This window comes from Mycobacterium sp. IS-2888 (assembly GCF_001954215.1).
Lineage (GTDB): Bacteria > Actinomycetota > Actinomycetes > Mycobacteriales > Mycobacteriaceae > Mycobacterium.
The window spans coordinates 85,094-100,717 of sequence record NZ_MBET01000070.1 but is presented as its reverse complement, the minus strand read 5'-3'; the positions used below and the strand labels follow the sequence as shown (position 1 = coordinate 100,717).

The following is a 15,624-nucleotide window of genomic DNA, read 5'->3' as shown; positions in this document are numbered from 1 at the left end:
TGTGTGTGAACCCAGGGCGGGAAATCGCCTGAATCCCGCCACCAGCTCACACTGAAAGCCGAGGATTCACACTCGACGCCCTAAACCCGGGCTAGTCGTAGACCGGCCGCCACATCGCGTCGTGCACAGCCTGCCGAACATCGTCGTGCTCCCGGGTCGCCACTCCGTCTTCGACGGCGGCGCGGTAGACGGCCTCCGCGACCGCCGCCGAGATGGCACGCAGGTTCTGCACATCGGGCAACAGTGAATCGCCAGGGTTCGCCGGACTGGCTTGCCGCACAATGGCTTTCGCCGCCGCCTGCAACATGCCCGGGGTGAACAGCCGCGCTCGGGCGACGATGATCCCCAGGCCGATTCCGGGGAATACCAGCACGTTGTTGGCCTGGCCAATGGTGTAGGTGGTGCCGTCGTACTCGACTGGGGCGACCGGGGTGCCGGTCGTGATCAGTGCCCTGCCCTTGGACCACTGCAGCACATCGGCCGGCATGGCCTCCATGTGCGAGGTCGGGTTGGACAGCGGAAAGATCATCGGCCGTTCGCAGGAAGCGGTCATCGCCTCGACGACCTCCTGGTTGAACGCGCCGAACACGGTCGACGAACCCAACAGAATGGTGGGTGACGCCAGCTTGATCGCGTCCACCAATCCCACCCGGGCCCCGGCGGCCACACCGAGCTGCTGGCGGTTCTTGGCGTAGGGCACCTGGAAAGCGCGCAAGTCGTCCATGTCGTCGAAGAGCAGGCCCTGCTTGTCGATCGGCCAGATCTGGGACCTGGCCTGTTCGTCGGTGGCGCCATCGGCAACCATCGCATCCCGGATCTGATCGGCGACACCGATGCCGGCGGTCCCGGCCCCGAAGACGATCGCTTTCTGGTCGCGCAGCGGAACGCCGGTGATGTGGCAGCCGCCGTACACGGCGGCCACGACCACCGCCCCGGTGCCCTGGATGTCGTCGTTGAACACGCAATAGTCGTCGCCGTAGGTCTGCAGGATCTTCCGGGCGTGGAGCGGTCCGAAGTCCTCGAAATGCAGGATGGCATGCGGAAACATCTCGTGGGCGGTCTCGATGTAGCGCCTGATGAACTCGTCGTACTCCGCGCCGCGGCGCCGCGCGTGCCGGTTGCCCAAATAGAACGGGTCTTGTAATAGCTGTTCGTTATCCGTGCCGACGTCGAGCGACACCGCGATGCAACGACGGGGATCGACGCCCCCGCCGGCGGTGTAGAGCGCCAATTTGCCGACGGCGATTTGGATTCCGCCCACACCCCAGTCACCGATACCCAAAATGGCTTCGGCGTCGGTACAGACGATCAGGTCGACATCGTCGGGTTGCAATCCGAAAGTCTCGAAGGCCTCGCCGATCTCGTCGGGCTCGTCGATGGTCAGAAAAAGCCCGCGCTGCCCACGATATTCGTCGGAGAATCGTTGAATGGCCTCGCCGACGGTGGGCGTGTAGACCACCGGCATCAGCTCGGTCAGATGGTCTTCGAGCACCTTGTAGTACAGCAGTTCGTGACGGTAGTGCAGCTGCTCCAGGAGCAGATTGCGCCCCAGATCAGTTGCGAGGCTTTGCAATTGACGCCATACGCGATCGGCTTGTTGATCGAGCGTGAGCACGGCCGACGGAAGGCGGCCGGTAAGGCCCAAGCGTCGCCGCTGCTCGTGGGTGAAGCCCACCCCGCGATTGAGGCTCGGCGCGGCCAACGCTGGCGGGATGCGCGGCGTGCAGGGATCGCTCATCACAACCTCCAGGCCTGGTGTCAGATGGAGAAGTCCTCGCCGTGCCACACCCCGGCCTCGGGTGGCCGGATCACTCGGCCGTTCTGCGGGCCCTCGCCCAAAGCCTCCAGCTTGGCCACCCTGGTGAGCAGGGATTGCAGGCTGACGCCGACGAGGTCGGGCATCATCGAGTCGTCCGGCGTGCCCCGGCCGGCGCGGCTGATGACCTGCCCGGGGACCCCGACGACCACCGAACTCGACGGCACCGGCTTGACCACCACGGCGTTGGCCCCGATCCGGCTGTCGTCGCCGATTTTGATCGCGCCGAGGATCTTGGCGCCCGCGCCGATGGTCACGCGGTCGCCGACGGTGGGATGACGTTTCCCGGTATCCGCCCCGCTGCCGCCGAGGGTGACGCCGTGGTACATGTGGACGTCCTCGCCCACCTCCGCGGTTTCCCCGATCACCACGCCGGTCGCGTGGTCGATGAACAGGCCGGGGCCGAGGGTCGCGGCGGGGTGGATGTCGACTCCGGTGAAAATGCGGGTGAGCTCGGCGAACGTCCGCGCGGCCAATCTCGCGCCACGGTTCCACAGCCAGTGGCTGATCCGGTGACCCCAGATGGCGTGCACGCCCGGGTAGGCGAAAACGACCTGCAGCGTCGTGGGCCGGGCGGGATCGCGCTCCTTTGCCGCCCGTATATCTCGCCGCATCGCTGCGAACATGGCTAGTCCGCCACGTCGGCGAACAGGGGCGTGCTCAGGTAGCGCTCGCCGAAGTCGGGGAGCACGACGACGACCAGCTTGCCGGCGTTCTCGGGCCGGCGCGCCACCTGCAGCGCCGCCACGGCGGCGGCCCCCGAGGAGATGCCGACCAGCAGTCCCTCTTCGGCGGCCAGCCGCCGGGCCAGGTTCAGCGAGTCATCGTTGCCGACCGTGATGACCTCGTCGACCAGATCCATATCGAGGACCGCCGGGACGAATCCGGCGCCGATGCCCTGGATCGGGTGGGGTCCCTTCTGTCCGCCGGACAGCACCGGCGACGCGGCCGGTTCGACGGCGACGAATTGCGCCGACGGCTTGCGTTCCTTGATGACCTGGGCGACGCCGGTGATGGTCCCGCCGGTGCCGATCCCGGCCACGAAGATGTCGACCTTGCCGTCGGTGTCGCGCCATACCTCCTCGGCGGTTGTCGCGCGGTGTATCGCCGGGTTGGCCAGGTTCTCGAACTGCTGGGGCACGAAATAGCGCTGGTCGGTCTTGGCCAGCTCCTCGGCCTTGGCGATGGCGCCCGGCATGCCATCCGGCCCGGGGGTCAGGACGAGTTCGGCGCCGTAGGCGCGCAGCAGCATCCGCCGCTCGATGCTCATCGTCTCGGGCATGGTCAGTACGCATCGGTATCCGCGGGCAGCGCACACCATTGCCAGCGCGATGCCGGTGTTACCGCTCGTCGGCTCGAGGATGATCGTGTCGGGCTTGATCAGGCCGGCCTCTTCGGCCGCGTCCAGCATGGCCACCCCGATGCGGTCCTTCACACTGTTGGCCGGGTTGAACGATTCCAGCTTGGCGACGACGTCGGCGACGGCGCCCTCGGTGACCCGGCGCAGCCGCACCAGCGGCGTGTTTCCGATCAGCTGTGTGACATCCTCGGCGATGCTCATGAAACTTCTTCCTTAGGCGACGGTGGTGCGGGACTGATCGGATCTGCCAGTTGACGGTGCGCCCGGTGCCGGACGTAGTCCTTCAGTGACGCCGAGCGTCAATGGGATTGGCACCTGAAATCGTCCTATGAGTTCGGATTCGGCGGTTGCTTCGGTTGTTTTGGGTTCGTCGATGTCCCGAAAGACTTTGCTCACCCACTGAGTAGGCAATTGTAGAGGTCGCGCGATTGGGTCTGGATTCCGGCTGCCGGCGGCCGGGCCGGCACCGCCTGCATCCCTTCGTGGGCGGCGCAATTGCGTTCACCCTGAATCGAACACTTGCTTTCGGGCTGACTTCTCCGAACTGTGAGCTTTGACAGCGACTGCCGAACGGTCGGCGGTCGCAGATGCGCGAGTAGGTTCCGACATGGCGGAAAGAAATCCGCACGGCCTTGCTGTGGTCGCCCGCGCCCCGCCCAGTCTCGCACCGGCCCCCATCTGAACGCGGCGGCGCACGTTCGCCGCATTGACCAGATTTCTTCTGATTGATTGCAACCCTCACGCCGGGCATCTCTTTGCCCGTAAGTTGCTGCAATGTTCTATGCGTGCAACAGACGACGCCGTCCGCATGTAAACAACGCTTACCCGTTACCGCGCAACTGATTACGAGCGGGTGAAACTTATTACGAAGTTGGGGGACGGATGAACGCCACCGCCGTGGCACGGCCCATGAACGCGCTGGGTCAGTTCTTCGTGCTCAGTATCGAATCCCTGATTGCGGTGGTGCGTGGTCCCTGGGCGTGGCGTGAACTCCTCGAACAGATCTGGTTTGTCGCCCGGGTCTCGATCTTTCCGACGATCATGCTGTCGATCCCGTACACGGTGCTCATCGTATTCGTCCTGAACATCCTGCTCGTGGAGATTGGAGCCGGCGATCTTTCGGGTGCCGGCGCGGCGCTCGCGTCGGTAACTCAGGTTGGGCCGGTCGTCACCGCGATGGCCGTTGCCGGCGCGGGCTCGACGGCGATGTGCGCCGATCTGGGCGCGCGCACCATCCGCGAGGAAATCGACGCGATGAAGGTGATCGGCGTCAATCCTGTTCAGGCCCTGGTGGTTCCGCGCATCCTCGCCGCGACCTTCGTGGCGTTATTGCTGTACTCGGTGGTCGCGGTCACGGGCTTGACGGGCAGCTACATCTTCGTGGTCTTCGTTCAGCACGTCACGCCGGGCGCCTTCATCGCCGGCATGACACTGGTCACCGGGCTGCCGCAGGTGGTGATATCGCTCATCAAGGCGACGTTGTTCGGGTTGTCCGCCGGCCTAATCGCTTGCTACAAGGGCCTGTCGGCGGGCGGGGGCCCCTCTGGCGTAGGGAACGCGGTGAACGAGACCGTGGTGTTCTCGTTCATGGCGCTGTTCTTCATCAACATCGTGGTCACCGCGCTCGGGGTAAAGGTGACCGCGAAATGAGTGACGTCGCGGGCGAACCGACGTGGGTCGCCAACCTCGGGCCCCGGCTGGTCGCCGCCACCCGGAGGCTGGGTGAACAGACGGCGTTCTATGGCCAGTCCTTAGCCTCCACCGGTGACGCGGTACGGCGTTACCCGGGGGAACTGCTGCGGCTGATCGCCGACATGGGTATGGGCACAGGCGCTCTCGCGGTGATCGGCGGCACCGTCGGCATCATCGGCTTCCTCACGCTGACCACCGGCGCCCTCGTCGCCGTACAGGGCTACGACACCCTGTCCAACATCGGAGTCGAGGCGCTGACCGGATTCCTGTCGGCGTTCTTCAACGTCCGGATGATCGCACCGTGCACGGCCGGGGTGGCGCTGGCCGCCACCATCGGCGCCGGCACCACAGCGCAGCTGGGCGCGATGCGCATCAACGAGGAGATCGATGCGCTCGAAGTGATGGGGATCCGCTCGATCACCTATCTGGCGTCCACCCGGATCATCGCCGGCATCCTCGTCGTCATCCCCCTGTACGCGGTTGCGGTGCTGATGTCGTTCTTCGCGGCCAAGTTCGGCACGATTTACATCTACGGCCAATCGCGCGGCGTGTACGAGCACTACTTCTCCACGTTCCTGCGTCCCACCGACCTGTTTTGGTCGTTTTTGGCGGCGCTGACCATGGCGGCGGGCGTGATGGTTGTGCACACCTATTACGGCTTCACGGCGACGGGAGGCCCCGCCGGGGTGGGGGAGGCGGTCGGTCGGTCTGTGCGGTCGTCGATGATCGTCACCGCCTTTGTGTGCCTGATGATTTCGCTGTCCATATACGGGCAATCCGGCAACTTCAACCTGTCGGGATGACGATGAGTACCGACCGCAGCAGGCATAGCAAGGGCAACCGCACCCGCCGGGGCAAGATCGACCCGATTTGGTGGGCGCCAACGTTGTTTCTTCTGGTGGCGGGTTTGATCGTGCTCACGGCCGCGTCGTTCTCGGGCACGTTCCGCCCATCCATCCCGCTCACGCTGGAGTCGGACCGGGCGGGACTTGTCATGGAGCCCGGGGCGAAGGTGAAGCTGCGCGGTGTACAGGTCGGCCAGGTCGCATCGATCGGCACCGACGTGAAAGCGGCTCAGCTGCGTCTGAAAATGGACCCGGGCCCCTTCAAATACCTGCCGAGCAACATCGAGGCGGAAATCAAATCGACCACGGCGTTCGGATCGAAGTATGTCGATCTGATCGTGCCCGAGCACCCCAGCGCTGCGGCGCTGCGGCCCGGCGCGGTGCTGCACTCACGCAATGTCACCGTGGAAGTCAACACGGTGTTTGAAAACCTGCAGTCCGTGGTCCAGGCGCTTGACCCGGCGAAACTCAACGCGATCTTGTCGGCCTTCGCGCAGTCGGTGCGCGGCAAGGGCGACCGGATCGGGCAGGCGATCACCGACGCGGACAACCTGCTGCTCGCCGTCAACCCCAGGATGGGAACGATCCAGCGGGACTGGCGGCTGTTCGGCAAGACGTCGACCGCCTATTCCGATGCGGCACAGGATATCCTGTCAATCCTCGACTCGGCGTCGACCTCGAGCACCACCCTTACCGAAAACCAGCGGTCGCTGGACACGCTGCTGTTGTCGGCGGTGGGCTTCAGTCAGGCCGGCATCAATGTGCTCGGCAACAACGAATCCAACATTGTGCGTTCGGTCAACCTGCTCGACCCGACCACGGCGCTGCTCAACAAATATTCGCCGACCTACACCTGCTTGTTCCAGGGCGCACAATGGTACGTCGACCACGGCGGCCGAGACGCGTTGGGCGGCAATGGCTATTCGGTAATCCTGGACGCGGCCCTGCTTTTCGGTGACGACCCGTACCGATACCCGAAGCATCTACCGAAGGTCAACGCGACGGGCGGTCCCGGGGGCAGGCCGAGCTGCGGTTCGCTGCCCGATCCGAGTGCGAACTTCCCGGTGCGAGCGCTGGTCACCGACACCGGCTGGGGCGCCGCGCCGAACGAGATCCGCACTAACGTGGCCGCCGGTAATCCATGGTGGGCCAACTACTTCCCGACCACCAAGAACCCGCCCGAGGCGCCGCGCTACTTCTGGCGAGGGGGACAGCCGCCGCCATGAGAAGACGAAAGATGTCCGCCGTGATCGCCCGGGTGGCGCTGTTCACGGTGATCTGCCTGGTATTCACCTTCGCGCTGATCGCGGTGTTCGGGCAGTTGCGTTTCGAGGACCGCACCGGCTATCAAGCGGTCTTCACCAACATCTCCGGCCTGAAGTCCGGCAATTTCGTCCGCATCGCCGGGGTCGAAGTCGGCAAGGTCGGCGACCTCACACTGCATCACGATGGCACGGTGACCGTCGGCTTCGCGGTCGACAGAGGAGTGCGGCTCACGGAGGGCACCAAAGCCGTTGTGCGGTACGAAAACCTGATCGGCGACCGGTATCTCGCCCTCGAAGAGGGTGCCGGCGCGCCACGCCGGTTGGCACCCGGCTCGACGATTCCGTTGGCGCGAACGTCCCCGGCACTGGACATCGATGCGCTGATCGGCGGCTTCCGGCCGTTGTTCCGCGCGCTGGATCCCGATCAGGTGAACGCGCTGTCCGGCGAGCTGCTGCGCATTTTCCAAGGTCAGGGCGGCACCCTCGCGTCGGTGCTGGCGCAGACCTCGATGCTGACCTCGACGCTGTCCGGGCGCAGCGAACTGATCGGCGAGCTGATCACCAACTTGAACACCGTGCTGCACACCTTCGCCACGCGCGACCACGAGTTCTCCGACGGCCTGGACAAGCTGTCGGCGCTCGTGGACGGCCTGGCGCAGCGCAAGACCGACATCTCCACCGGGCTGGCGTACATCAACGCGGCCGCCGGATCGGTCGCCGACCTGCTGGTGCAATCGCGCCAACCGATCAAGGACGTGGTGCGCGAGACCGACCGGATGTCCAACCAGATCCTCTCCGACCGCGAGTATTTCGACAACCTGCTCAAGGAGCTGCCCGACATCTATCAGGTACTGGCCCGTCAGGGTCTCAACGGTGACTACTTCGGCTTCTACTTCTGCGAAGTGTTGCTCAAGCTCAACGGCAAAGGCGGCAACCCGATCTTCGCCAAACTGATCGGCCAGCCGAGCGGGCGGTGCACGCCGCGATGAAGCGAATCAACATCAAACCGCTCAGCGAGCGCAACCCCGTCCTGGTCGGCCTTGTCGGCACGGTGATCGTGACGTGCGTGGTGATCGCCGCCTTCGAATACAACAAGTTGCCCTTCATCAAGAACACGAATGACTACTCGGCCTACTTCTCCGAGGCCGGCGGCATCAAAACCGGTAGCACGGTTCGGGTTTCGGGCATGGGGGTCGGGAGGGTCTCGGAGATCCGCCTGGACGGCACCAAGGTCCGGGTCGGCTTCACCGTCCGCAAGGACATTCAGCTCGGCGACCGCACGGAAGCGGCGATCAAGACCGAGACCATTCTGGGCAGCAAGATGCTCGAGCTCACGTCGCGCGGCAACGGGAGCCTGACGGGACCCATCCCGCTGGAACGCACCCGCTCGCCGTACGACCTTCCCGACGCGCTGGGCGACCTAACGACCACCATCAGCGGCCTGGACACCGCCCAATTGTCATCCGCGCTAACGACATTGGCGAACACCTTCAAAGAAACGCCGCCGGATCTCAAACCCGCGCTGCAGGGGGTGGCCCGGTTCTCGGAGACCCTCAACAGCCGCGACGCGCAGCTGCGCAGCCTGCTAGGGAATGCCAACAAGGTCTCGGCGGTACTGGGCAAGCGCAGCCAACAGATCGCCTCCCTGGTCGCCAACTCCAACGCACTGCTGGCGGCGCTGCTGGACGAACGGGATTCACTCGACGTCTTGATGAACAACCTCACCGTGGTGTCACACCAGATCTCGGGGCTGGTCAACGACAACAGGACTCAACTCAAGCCCGCCCTCGACAAGCTCAACGGGGTGCTCGAGGTCCTCGACAACCGCAAAGAAGACCTGCAACGCACCCTGCCCAAGTTCAAGCGGTACGCGATGTCGTTTGGCGAATGCCTGGGTTCCGGCCCATTTTTCAAGGCCTATGTGGCCAACCTGATTCCCGGCCAGCTCAGCGGCCCCGTCCTCGACGCCGACATGTACGACCGGCTTTTGGACCCGAACCAGAAGCTGCCGTCGGAGTCCGTCGACCCGCCGACCGGCACTCCGCCCGTGCCGCCGGAGAACGCGCCGGTCCCGTTGTGGTCCCAGCCGCCGTCACCCCCGCCGTCGACGCCGCCGGTCCGGATCGTCCCCCCGCCAGCCCACCAGCCCGACGGGCCGTGAACATGAACCGTCGCACCCTGCAGATCCTGGCCGCCGTCAGCCTTGCGGCCACGCTGACGATTTCTTCGGTGATCGTCGGCGTGAAGCTTTTGCGCACCGTCGAAAAGAACGCGTACTCGGCGTATTTCGCCGAGACCAACGGCCTGTTCGTGGGCGACGAGATCCGCATCCTCGGCGTCGCCGTCGGTGTGGTGAACAAGATCGAGCCCCAGCCCACCAGCTCCAAGGTGACGTTCTCGGTCGACAAGCAGTATGCGGTCCCCGCCACAGCTCGCGCCGCGATCCTGTCGCCGTCCCTGGTGACCTCGCGGGCGATCCAACTTGTCCCGGCATACTCCGGCGGGCCCAAACTGAGCCCCGGCGCGTCGATCCCGCTCAACCGCACCGCGGTACCGGTCGAATGGGACGACTTCCGCAAGCAACTGGAAAAACTGACCGACGCGCTGCAGCCGACGGCCCCGGGCGGCGTGAACTCGGTCGGCGAATTCATCAACTCCGCCGCCGACAACCTGCGCGGCGAGGGGGACACCGCCCGGGACACCGTACTCAAGCTCTCCGAAGCGATTTCGGCGCTCGGCGATCACGCCGACGACATCTTCAGCACCGTGCACAATCTGCAGCTGCTGGTGTCGGCGCTGTACTCCAGCAGCGACCTGCTGGCCTCTTTCAACCAGAACCTCGCCGGCGTGACGACGGTGCTGTCGAACACACCCAACGAGGTCGCCAACGCGGTGAAGGGACTCGACCAGGCCCTGGGCGATGTGCGCGACTTCCTCGCCGAAAACCGGGAAACAATGGGCGTCACGTTCGACCGGATGGGTTCCATCACCACCGCGCTGAACGACAGCCGCGGCGACATCAAGCAGATCCTGCACATCGCCCCAACGGTTTTCCAGAACTTCCTCAACATCTACCAGCCGGCGCAGAGCGCGATGACCGGCATCATCGCGCTGAACAACTTCGCCGACATCCCGCAGTGGATCTGCAGCTCGATCGAGGCGGCGTCACGCGCGCGGCTGACCCGGGTGTCAAAGCTGTGCATGCAGTACGTCGAGCCGGTCATCAAGAACCGTATCTACAACTACATCCCGGCGGGGCTCAACCCGTTCGTGGGAACGCAGGCCCGTCCCAACGAGATCACCTACAGCGAGGACTGGCTGCGGCCCGGCTACACGCCCCCCGCGGCGCCCCCGCCGCCCGCGCCGCCCGAGGCGCCCGCACCGCCCGACGCGCCCGCACCGCCCGACGCACCGCCCCCGCCCGAGGCGCCGCCTCCACCACCGAACGGCACGATCAGCTCGACGCAGGTGCTGCAGAACCTGATGCTTCCGACGGGGCCATCATGAGACGCGCGATAGCCACGGTGCTCGGAGCGATATGCGTTGCCGCGCTTGCGGGTTGCGGATGGCGAGGCTTGAACTCGTTCACCCTGCCCGGCACCGCCGGCGGTGGCCCGGGCTCCTACACGATCCAGGCGCAGATGCCGGATGTGGTCACCATTCAGGAGAACACCCGCGTCCGCGTCGACGACGTCAACGTCGGCAACGTCACCAAGATCGAGCTGCAGGACTGGCACGCGTTGGTCACCATGCGCATCAACGGCGACGTCCGACTGCCCGCCAATTCGACCGCCAAACTTGGGCAGACCAGCCTGCTCGGGTCGATGCATATCGAGCTCGCACCGCCCAAGGACGAGCCACCGGCAGGTCAGCTCACCAACGGATCGGTCATCCCGCTGGCACGCGCGAGCCTGTATCCGAGCACCGAACAGACGCTGGCCTCGGTGTCAATCCTGCTCAACGGCGGGGGAATTGCGCAGTTGCAGGAGATCAACCAGGCGATCGCCAAGGCGTTCGCCGGCCGGGAAAACGACATGCGCAGCCTGCTGGGCCAGTTGGACGAGTTCATCGCGCGCACCAACGATCAGACCGACGACATCATCGCCGCCGCCGAGAACCTGAACTCGCTGGCGGGTCAGGTGGCCGACAAGGATCCGGTCGTCGACAAGGCGTTGACGACGGTGCCCAAAGCCCTTGCGGTGCTGGCCGACGAGCGCACCAAGATCGCCGACGCGATCGATCAGCTGGGCAAGTTCAGCGCGCTGGCGGCCGACACCATCCACCAAAGCCGGGAATCCCTGGTGAACAACCTGCGCAATATCGCGCCGGTGCTGCGCTCGCTCGCCGACGCCGGCCCGGCGCTCACCAGGGGCCTGGACGGGTTGGCGGCCTACCCCTGGCCCGCGTCCACCGTGCGCAATTGGTTCCGCGGTGACTACGCGAATCTCACCCTGGTCGTCGATTTGACCTTGAGCCGCATCGACCAAGGGCTTTTCACCGGCTCACGATGGGAAGGCAATCTCACCCGACTCGAACTGCAGTGGGGACGCACGATCGGCATGCAGCCGAGCCCGGCCACCGCCGGAAACCCGCTGACCTATCCCTACCACAACGGGGGATACTGATGCTGCGCCTCAATCGCAGGACCTGGATCCAGTTGGCGGCCCTGTCGCTGGTGACGGTGTTGTCCTGTGGCGCAATGGCATTCAACTTCATGAAGTTGCCCGCGACGGTGTTCGGGATCGGGGAATACACCGTCACGGTCGATCTGCCGCAGTCGGGCGGGCTGTATGAGACGTCTGTTGTCACCTACCGGGGTACCGACGTGGGTCAGGTCAAGTCGGTCGACGTCACCGCCACCGGGGTGCGCGCGGTGCTCGCCATGCGATCCGGGGTCAAGGTGCCATCCGACGTCCAGGCGTCGGTGCACAGCCGCTCGGCGATCGGTGAGCAATACATCGAACTGACCCCGCAGCCCGGCAAGGATGGCGACCATTCCCGGTCGCTGCGTGCCGGCGACGTGATTCCAGCCGGCCGGGTCGACGTGCCCGTCGACATCGGTCACCTGCTGGACCTGACCAACCGTGCGCTGCAGGCGATTCCGCGCGACAATCTGCGCACCGTGATCGACGAGAGCAACCGCGCCGTCGCCGGGCTGGGGCCCGAGCTGTCGCGAATCGTCGACGGGTCGACCGCGCTGGCCATCGCGGGAGGCCGAACTGTCGACCCGCTCGCCACCCTGATCGACCAATCGCCGCCGGTGCTCAACTCTCAAGTCCAGACGTCGGGTGCCATCGCCAGGTGGGCCGATCGCACCGCCGCCATCATGGCGCAATTCAAGGCGCAGGACGCTGCGGTGCGAGATCTGCTGACACAGGGCAGTTCCGGGGTGGAGGAGGGTCGCGCGCTGCTCGACCGCGTTGCGCCGGCGATTCCGGTGTTGTTCGCCAACCTCGCGAGCCTCGGTGACATCGCGGTCGTCTACCGCCACGACATCGAACAACTCCTGGTGCTGTTGCCGCAGGGCATCGCGGCGATGGCGGCGATCGTCGTGCCGAGCTCCAACACCAAACAGGAGTACCGGGGCGCCCAGTTGGACTTCAATCTCAACATGAACCTGCCGCCGCCCTGCACCACCGGGTATCTGCCGCCGACCCAGCGCCGCTCACCGGCCAGCGTCGACGCCCCGGACCGTCCGGCGGCGGACCTGTATTGCCGCCTGCCGCAGGACTCGGAGCTCAATGTCCGTGGGGTACGGAACATTCCGTGTGAGGCCAAGCCATGGAAGCGCGCCCCGACGGTTGAACTCTGTGAGAGCGACGAGGAGTACGTGCCGCTCAACGATGGCTACAACTGGAAGGGCGACCCGAACGCCACGACGACGGGCCAGGGCGTACCGCAGTATCCGCCGGGCCAGGACCCGCGGTTGCCACCGCCGCGCGGCACCGCGCCGTCGGCCCCGCCACTTGCCGTCGCAACGTATGACCCGGCGACCGGCGACTACGTGGGCCCCGACGGACACCGCTACACCGAATCCGACCTGGCGCACCCGCGTGCCAAGAACTGGCAGTCGCTGCTGGTGCCGCCACCGTAAGAATGAAGGAGCAAGATGGCCGACGAACCTGAAACCACCGACGAAACGCAATCCGAAGGGCGGCTTGCCCGTTGGCGACACCGGGTCACCGGGCGGCGGCTCTCGGGCGCCGCATCGGTGTTGGTGGCCAGCGCGGCAATCCTGGCGACGCTGACCGGATTGGCCGGCTGGCTCGGATACCGCGCCTACGAAAAGCATGAGGCCCAGGCCCAGCGCGATCTGTTCGTCCAGATCGCTCGCCAGGGCGCGGTGAACCTCACGTCGATCAACTACACCGAGGTCGACGCCGACGTACAGCGGATCCTCGATTTGGCCACCGGAGCGTTCCGCGACGACTTCGCGCAGCGCTCGAAGCCCTTTATCGAGGTCGTCAAGGCCGCGCAGTCGAAATCCGAAGGCACGGTTACCGATGCCGGGCTGGAATCCCAGCGAGGCGACTCGGCCCGAGTTCTGGTGGCCGTCGCGGTGAAGTCACGGACCGCCGGGGGCGAGGAGGCCCCGCGGGAATGGCGCATGCGAATCGAGGTCCAGGCGGTCGGCGACAGCGCCAAGGTCTCCAACGTGGTGTTCGTGCCATGACGACTCTGAGCGACAAGATCGAAGACACAGTCGACGCCGACGAACCAGAGATCGACGAGGTATCCGATGAGGAGCCCGACGCCAGGCGTCCGATCGCGTGGACGCGAGTGCTCACCTACGGTGTGTTCCCCGGGCTGGCATTGCTGGTTGCGCTGGCGGCGGGCTACTTCAAGTGGGTGGACGGGTCGGCCGAGGCCGTTGCGCTGGCCCGCACCGAATCGGCGCGGGTCGCAAGCGAAGACGCGGCCGCTCTGTTGTCGTACAAGGCGGACTCGGCCGACAAGGAGCTCGGGGCGGCGCGGGAACGGCTGACCGGCGAGTTCAAGGACGCTTACACCACGCTCACCCGCGAGGTCGTCATCCCGGGAGCGAAGGAAAAGCACATCTCGGCGACCGCCAAAGTGAGTGCGGCGGCGCCGGTTTCGGTGACCGCCAACCACGCCGTCGTCCTGCTGTTCGTCAACCAAACCGTGACCATCGGCAACGGCGCCCCCACCGACACCCAGCCCGTCATTCGGGTGACGCTGGAAAAGGTCGACGGGCGATGGCTGGTTTCCCATTTCGATCCGGTGTGATGGGGGCCCCATGATCGTGTGGAAGCGCGGTAGCGCGCGGGCGCTGCCGGTGGCCGTGATCATCTGGGGGATAGCGGGATTGGCGACGCCGGCCGCGCACGCCGATAACAAGCGCCTCAACAGCGCCGTCGTCTCCGGCGTCTACACGCTGCAGCACCAGGCCGGCTGCACGAACGATGTCGTCAGGAACAACGCGCTGACGTTGGCCGCCGAATGGCACGCGGATGACATGCTCAACAACCGGAATATCAACGACGACACCGGATCCGACGGGTCGTCGCCGCAGGACCGCGCGAACGCCGCCGGCTTCCAGGGCAAGGCCGCCGAGACCGTGGCGATCAACCCGGCCATGTCGATCAGCAGCCTCGAGCTGATCAACCAGTGGTACTACAATTCCGATGCCATGGCGATCATCCGCGACTGCGCCAACACCGCCATCGGGGTGTGGTCGGAGAACAGTTTGGACCGCACCGTCGTGGTGGCGGTGTACGGGCAACCGGCGCCGCGTAACCGATGACACGCCCAGTCGGCATTTACGACGTGACGTAGTCCTTCGCCGCGTCGAGGTCCTCCACGGCCTCGCCGGTGACTTCGCAGACGCACACTTGCTCGCTGCCGGGCAACCAGCGTCGCAGCTGGGCGTGGCGCTTGCGCAGCAGGTGTTGCGCGTAGACCTTGTCGCATTGCGCCTGGGAAAACGCCATGTCCAGGTTGGTCGGCAGGCCCGCCCAGTCGACGTGGTCGCGACTTACCGCGCCGTGCCGCAACCCGCACCGCAACGGGCAGGCGGGCTTCCCGGCGTCTCTAGCTGCCACATCCGAAATGCTGCGACGGGGATGTTTCAGCCGAATGCGCCGCATGTTTCGGCCGCATTACGGCTTTTGGCTAAGCTCGCGCTGTGCGTCGTCGGCTGATCCTGATGCTCCTGATCCTGGCGACGTCGGCTTGCGGCTCGAACGCTCCGACACCCCGCGCGACGCCGGCTCAGACCTGCAAGGAATCCGACGGGCCCACGGCCGACACGCTGCGAGAGGCCATCGCCTCGGTTCCGGTCATCGTCCCTGGCTCGACGTGGGTCGAGATCGCGCGCGGGCACACCCGTAAATGCCGCCTGTACTGGGTGCAGATAATCCCGACCATCGCCAGCGAAAACACGCCCCAGCAGTTGCTGTTCTTCGATCACAACACGCCGCTGGGTCCCGCTACGCCGAATCCGAAGCCGTACATCACCGTGCTGCCGCCGTCGGATGACACGATCACGGTCCAGTACCAGTGGCAGAAGGGCAACGACCAGCCGTGCTGTCCCACCGGAACGGGCACGGTGAAATTCCAGATAGGACCCGACGGTAAGCTGCGCGCGCTCGGGAAGATCCCCAACGAATAGCGTTGCCCCCCAGG

At 65.6% G+C, this 15,624-nt stretch carries 16 protein-coding genes; 12 read left to right on the top strand and 4 right to left on the bottom strand.

The features are described from left to right. Positions 1 to 91: 91 nt before the first annotated feature. The 3 genes from A5745_RS13850 to cysK are packed head-to-tail and all read right to left on the bottom strand — an operon-like array spanning position 92 to position 3,377. On the bottom strand, positions 92 to 1,738 hold the full coding sequence (locus tag A5745_RS13850; protein WP_076116638.1) for an NAD-dependent malic enzyme: 1,647 nt from the start codon (positions 1,736 to 1,738) through the stop codon (positions 92 to 94). A gap of 20 nt (positions 1,739 to 1,758) precedes the next feature. After that, positions 1,759 to 2,442: a serine O-acetyltransferase gene (cysE, locus tag A5745_RS13845; protein ID WP_076116637.1), complete on the bottom strand. Its 684-nt coding sequence runs from the start codon at positions 2,440 to 2,442 to the stop codon at positions 1,759 to 1,761. A gap of 2 nt (positions 2,443 to 2,444) precedes the next feature. Next, positions 2,445 to 3,377, bottom strand: a complete 933-nt coding sequence (gene cysK / locus A5745_RS13840; RefSeq protein ID WP_076064687.1) for a cysteine synthase A — start codon at positions 3,375 to 3,377, stop codon at positions 2,445 to 2,447. Between the two features lie 681 nt (positions 3,378 to 4,058). Here cysK and A5745_RS13835 point away from each other — a divergent pair. The 11 genes from A5745_RS13835 to A5745_RS13785 are packed head-to-tail and all read left to right on the top strand — an operon-like array spanning position 4,059 to position 14,743. After that, positions 4,059 to 4,826, top strand: a complete 768-nt coding sequence (locus tag A5745_RS13835; protein ID WP_076064688.1) for an ABC transporter permease — start codon at positions 4,059 to 4,061, stop codon at positions 4,824 to 4,826. Further along, positions 4,823 to 5,671 carry an ABC transporter permease gene (locus tag A5745_RS13830; RefSeq protein WP_076064689.1) on the top strand — a complete coding sequence of 283 codons (849 nt, stop codon included), beginning with the start codon at positions 4,823 to 4,825 and terminating at the stop codon, positions 5,669 to 5,671. Before A5745_RS13835 ends, A5745_RS13830 begins: the two co-directional genes overlap by 4 nt. Positions 5,672 to 5,673: 2 nt before the next feature. After that, positions 5,674 to 6,939, top strand: coding sequence for an MCE family protein (locus A5745_RS13825; RefSeq protein ID WP_139329602.1), 1,266 nt, complete (start codon positions 5,674 to 5,676; stop codon positions 6,937 to 6,939). Between the two features lie 11 nt (positions 6,940 to 6,950). Beyond that, positions 6,951 to 7,967 carry an MCE family protein gene (locus A5745_RS13820; protein ID WP_371336942.1) on the top strand — a complete coding sequence of 339 codons (1,017 nt, stop codon included), beginning with the start codon at positions 6,951 to 6,953 and terminating at the stop codon, positions 7,965 to 7,967. Continuing rightward, the gene (locus tag A5745_RS13815) at positions 7,964 to 9,139 is read left to right on the top strand and encodes an MCE family protein (protein ID WP_139329597.1); all 1,176 of its coding nucleotides are present in this window, start codon (positions 7,964 to 7,966) and stop codon (positions 9,137 to 9,139) included. The genes A5745_RS13820 and A5745_RS13815 overlap by 4 nt, the downstream gene beginning before the upstream one ends. Before the next feature lie 2 nt (positions 9,140 to 9,141). Beyond that, complete coding sequence (locus A5745_RS13810) at positions 9,142 to 10,485, top strand: MCE family protein (RefSeq protein WP_371336941.1); 1,344 nt, start codon at positions 9,142 to 9,144, stop codon at positions 10,483 to 10,485. Continuing rightward, positions 10,482 to 11,603, top strand: coding sequence for a virulence factor Mce family protein (locus A5745_RS13805; protein ID WP_076064693.1), 1,122 nt, complete (start codon positions 10,482 to 10,484; stop codon positions 11,601 to 11,603). Before A5745_RS13810 ends, A5745_RS13805 begins: the two co-directional genes overlap by 4 nt. Further along, a complete protein-coding gene (locus A5745_RS13800; RefSeq protein WP_076064694.1) occupies positions 11,603 to 13,072 on the top strand; it encodes an MCE family protein in 1,470 nt (489 codons plus the stop codon). The genes A5745_RS13805 and A5745_RS13800 overlap by 1 nt, the downstream gene beginning before the upstream one ends. Positions 13,073 to 13,087: 15 nt before the next feature. After that, positions 13,088 to 13,651 carry an Mce protein gene (locus A5745_RS13795; RefSeq protein WP_076116628.1) on the top strand — a complete coding sequence of 188 codons (564 nt, stop codon included), beginning with the start codon at positions 13,088 to 13,090 and terminating at the stop codon, positions 13,649 to 13,651. Continuing rightward, complete coding sequence (locus A5745_RS13790; protein ID WP_139329596.1) at positions 13,648 to 14,226, top strand: hypothetical protein; 579 nt, start codon at positions 13,648 to 13,650, stop codon at positions 14,224 to 14,226. Before A5745_RS13795 ends, A5745_RS13790 begins: the two co-directional genes overlap by 4 nt. A 10-nt stretch (positions 14,227 to 14,236) precedes the next feature. After that, positions 14,237 to 14,743: a CAP domain-containing protein gene (locus tag A5745_RS13785; RefSeq protein WP_076116626.1), complete on the top strand. Its 507-nt coding sequence runs from the start codon at positions 14,237 to 14,239 to the stop codon at positions 14,741 to 14,743. 16 nt (positions 14,744 to 14,759) lie between these two features. Here the strand turns inward: A5745_RS13785 and A5745_RS13780 are convergent, their stop codons facing one another. Further along, on the bottom strand, positions 14,760 to 15,041 hold the full coding sequence (locus tag A5745_RS13780) for a hypothetical protein (protein WP_254848571.1): 282 nt from the start codon (positions 15,039 to 15,041) through the stop codon (positions 14,760 to 14,762). Positions 15,042 to 15,142: 101 nt separating this feature from the next. Here A5745_RS13780 and A5745_RS13775 point away from each other — a divergent pair, with 101 nt between their 5' ends. Next, positions 15,143 to 15,610, top strand: a complete 468-nt coding sequence (locus A5745_RS13775; protein ID WP_076064746.1) for an LppP/LprE family lipoprotein — start codon at positions 15,143 to 15,145, stop codon at positions 15,608 to 15,610. Positions 15,611 to 15,624 lie beyond the last annotated feature (14 nt).